The sequence below is a fragment of the Mesorhizobium sp. M7A.T.Ca.US.000.02.2.1 genome (assembly GCF_003996995.1).
Lineage (GTDB): Bacteria > Pseudomonadota > Alphaproteobacteria > Rhizobiales > Rhizobiaceae > Mesorhizobium.
This window is the reverse complement of record NZ_RZTT01000551.1, coordinates 1-3,268: the sequence shown is the minus strand read 5'-3', so window position 1 is coordinate 3,268 and position 3,268 is coordinate 1. Positions and strand designations below refer to the sequence as shown.

The following is a 3,268-nucleotide window of genomic DNA, read 5'->3' as shown; positions in this document are numbered from 1 at the left end:
GGCTCGATCAGCTTTGGCGGCCGCCAAGTCGCCGGCATGCGCCCGCACCGCATCGCGCGCCTTGGCCTGGGTCTGGTGCCGGAGGGAAGGCGCTGCTTTCCCAATCTGACCGTACTGGAGAACCTGCTGGCCGCAGCACGCGGCAGCGCGTGGACATTGGAAAAAGTTGTCGAGCTGTTTCCGCGTCTCGGCGAACGCCGCGACCAATATGCCGGTACACTGTCGGGCGGCGAGCAGCAGATGGTAGCCATCGGCCGCGCGTTGATGACCAATCCGAGCCTGCTCATTCTGGACGAGGCGACCGAGGGTCTGGCACCTGTGATCCGCCAGGACATCTGGGCAGCAATCCGCAAGCTCAAGTCGAGCGGACAGTCGATCCTTATCGTCGACAAGACGCTTGCCGAGCTTCTACCTGTGGCCGACCGCTGCTTCGTTCTGGAAAAGGGCATGACCGTCTTCGAAGGCACGCCCGAGGCGCTGACGCCAGAAATTCAGGACCGCTATCTCGGCGTATAAAAAAGGGTGTCAAACGGCTTCCAAACTGACCCGGCGCGGTGCTGTTGCTGGCCAGCGATCTTCTGGCCCGAACGCTGCTGCTGCCGCAGGAGCTGCCGATCGGCATCATCACCAGCTCCGTCGGTGCGTTCTTCGTCGTCACCATGCTGATCCACAGCTCTGAGCGCGCCAATGAACCGCTCTTGCAACAGGCCGCCGGCTCAGACCGTCCAGAAATAGCGCACGATGTGGAAGAACACCGGGGCGGCGAAGACCAGGCTGTCGGTGCGGTCCATCATGCCGCCATGGCCTTCGATCAGATGGCCCCAGTCCTTGACGCCCTGATCGCGCTTGATGGCCGAGGCGACCAGCCCGCCGAGAAATCCCATCGAGCAGGCGACGAAGGCCACGGCTGCTGCCTGCAGCGGCGAGAAGGGTGTCACGAACGATAGCAGCGCGCCGAGCAGGCTCGCCGACACCAGTCCGCCGATCAGCCCTTCCCAGGTTTTCGACGGCGAGACGTTCGGCGAAAAACGGTGTTTTCCAAACAGCTTGCCGAAGATGTATTGCAGCACGTCGCTGCCTTGCACGACGATGATCAGGAACGCGATCAGCAGCAGGGTGCGGCCTTCGAAGCCCGGCACCTCGAGTGTCAGCAGGGCAGGGACATGGCTGACGCAATAGACCGAGATCATCACCGCCCATTGCTGCGCGGCGATCCGCTCGAGGAAGCGTTCGGTGTCGCCATGCAGCGCCGTGATGGCCGGCATCAGCAGGAAGCAATAGACCGGAATGAAGATGACGAAGAGCCCGTACCAGGCGGTCCACACCAGCCAATATTGAAACGGTATGATGATGCCGAACATGCCAAGCAGCACCCAATGGTCGCTGCGGCGGGTGTGCGTCAGCGTCACGAATTCGCGCAGCGCCGCGAAGGAGATCAGCGCAAACAGGATAGTCATGCCGTAGCGGCCGAAGAAGAAGGCGACCGTCATCAGCGCCACCATCACCCACCAGGCGTTGATGCGCTGGGTGAGGTTGACCAGCGTCGAACTGAGCGGCTTAGGCGCTCGCGCCGAAAGTATGGTGGCGACGACGCTGGCGGTGGTCAAAACCGCCAGCAGGCCGATGATCAGGATGGAGATTTCGTGGCGCATCAATCGTCTCGCTCCGGACGCGGGTTGAGCGCCAGAAGCGCGGCGTGGGCGCGTTCGAGGAAGGCGCGGCGTTCTTCCCCCGGACCGATCGCCACCGGCGCGCCGAAGACGACGCGGCACAGCAGCGGCACCGGCAGGAACTGGCCCTTGGGCAGCACGCGCGACATGTTCTCGATCCAGCACGGGATCAGCTCGACCTGAGGCCGCGCCGTCGACAGATTGTAGAGCCCGGAGCGGAATGCCAGCAGCGGCTCTTCGGTCATGTTGCGTGTGCCTTCGGGAAACAGGATCAGCGAGTGGCCCTGGTCGAGAACCGACAGCATGATCTCGATCGGGTTTTCCTCAGGTCTCGTCCACTGCCGGTTGATGAGCACCGACGACAGCATGTCCTGCGCGATGAAGCGGCGCAGCCGCGACTTCCCCCAATATTCGCCTGCGGCAACAGCATGGGTGATCGCGCGCTCGCTTTCGCTGAGACAGGCCGACAGCAGGATAAAGTCGCCATGGCTGGTGTGGTTGGCGAAATAGATGCGCTGGCGGTCGGAGGGCAGGCTGCCGTTCCAGATCGGACGCACGCCCGTCACCATCCGGGCCAGCGCCGAGAGGCCGACGGAGGTTACCGTCTGCAGCAAGGTGAAGGTCTTGAGCGAAAGCCTGTTCATCGCGGCGCCCAAAACCCTGACGCCAGAAGTGCTGCGGCAAACAGAGCCAGGGCGGCGCGCTGCTTGAACAGTAGGCGACGCGTGCCAGCAATGCGGTCATCGAGCGAGCGTGTCGCGGGCGGGGCCGTTTTCAGGCGCATGCGCGCCAGCATGTCGTCCACCGCGGCACCGCCGGAAGCTTCGTCATCATGGCCAGCCATGACCCGGAACAACAGGGCGTCGAATGCCAGCAATGCCGACAGCGCCAGAACGGCGACAGCGCTCGCGGCTGTGATCGACAGCGCAACGGCCGCCGGCAAAGTCTCGAAGCCGCCGCGCGTCGAGGCAGCCAGCGGCGCAAGGATATTTGCCGCCATCACGATTGCGGCCGGCCACGCTGCCTGCCGCATCAGCATGCCGGCGAAGCGGTCGGTGCGGTCCTGGTAGGCATTGCCGGTCATGACGCCGCGCGCTCTATGGCCTCGGCAAGATGAACCGGCCGGCCGAGGGCCGCGAGCATTTCGCGGGCAAGCGCCGGCGTCTTGGCCCTGCCGGTCGCCACCAGCCATTCGGCGACGACGCCGGCGCTGCGCTGGAAGCCGAGCGCGCAGCACACCAGCACGGTGCCGTCGCGGCGCGCGCTCTCCAGCGCGCCGGCTGCCTGTTGCCGTATCGCCACTGGCGGCGGCAACAGGTCGACCATCGGAAAGCTGATCCAGCGGCAATCGGCTGCCGTCGGCCTTTCAAGTTCGGCGGCGAGGTCGATGACCGTGCCGAAGCTGCTGGCCTCGCGTGCCGTGGGAAAGCGCCCGAGAAAGACGCCGTCGGCAATCGCCAGCTGGGGAGCAAGTTTGCGCGTCCAGGCCCATATGTTGGCCCTGGCGCCGAGACGGTAAGGCAAGAGCAGGACACGGCTTGCGAGCGTGATGCTGCCATCGGCGGATTTCTGGAACACTTTTTCGCCTGCTCCTGCAT

4 protein-coding genes and 2 pseudogenes are annotated in these 3,268 nt (G+C 64.6%); 2 read left to right on the top strand and 4 right to left on the bottom strand.

What is annotated here, in order from left to right; genetic code table 11:
- Positions 1-516, top strand: a 516-nt coding sequence (locus EOD15_RS35590; RefSeq protein WP_148129727.1) for an ATP-binding cassette domain-containing protein, incomplete at its 5' end; no start/stop codon positions are given.
- A 32-nt stretch (positions 517-548) separates the two neighbouring features.
- A pseudogene (locus EOD15_RS31360) lies at positions 549-674 on the top strand (iron chelate uptake ABC transporter family permease subunit); the annotation flags it as partial.
- A gap of 42 nt (positions 675-716) precedes the next feature.
- Here EOD15_RS31360 and EOD15_RS31355 read toward each other — a convergent pair.
- From EOD15_RS31355 to EOD15_RS31340, 4 genes and pseudogenes are all read right to left on the bottom strand, one after another.
- Positions 717-1,652: a phosphatidate cytidylyltransferase gene (locus tag EOD15_RS31355; protein ID WP_127322957.1), complete on the bottom strand. Its 936-nt coding sequence runs from the start codon at positions 1,650-1,652 to the stop codon at positions 717-719.
- Positions 1,652-2,314, bottom strand: a complete 663-nt coding sequence (locus EOD15_RS31350; protein ID WP_127267052.1) for a lysophospholipid acyltransferase family protein — start codon at positions 2,312-2,314, stop codon at positions 1,652-1,654. Before EOD15_RS31350 ends, EOD15_RS31355 begins: the two co-directional genes overlap by 1 nt.
- A complete protein-coding gene (locus EOD15_RS31345; RefSeq protein WP_127322958.1) occupies positions 2,311-2,754 on the bottom strand; it encodes a hypothetical protein in 444 nt (147 codons plus the stop codon). The genes EOD15_RS31350 and EOD15_RS31345 overlap by 4 nt, the downstream gene beginning before the upstream one ends.
- Positions 2,751-3,268 (bottom strand): annotated as a pseudogene (locus EOD15_RS31340) (serine/threonine protein phosphatase); the annotation flags it as partial. The pseudogene EOD15_RS31340 and the gene EOD15_RS31345, both read right to left, overlap by 4 nt.

Bases quoted from the DNA above. Each gene is read 5' to 3' on its own strand.
- EOD15_RS31355 (WP_127322957.1), bottom strand. From the start codon at position 1,652: ATGCGCCACGAAATCTCCATCCTGATCATCGGCCTGCTGGCGGTTTTG.
- EOD15_RS31345 (WP_127322958.1), bottom strand. From the start codon at position 2,754: ATGACCGGCAATGCCTACCAGGACCGCACCGACCGCTTCGCCGGCATG.
- EOD15_RS31350 (WP_127267052.1), bottom strand. From the start codon at position 2,314: ATGAACAGGCTTTCGCTCAAGACCTTCACCTTGCTGCAGACGGTAACC.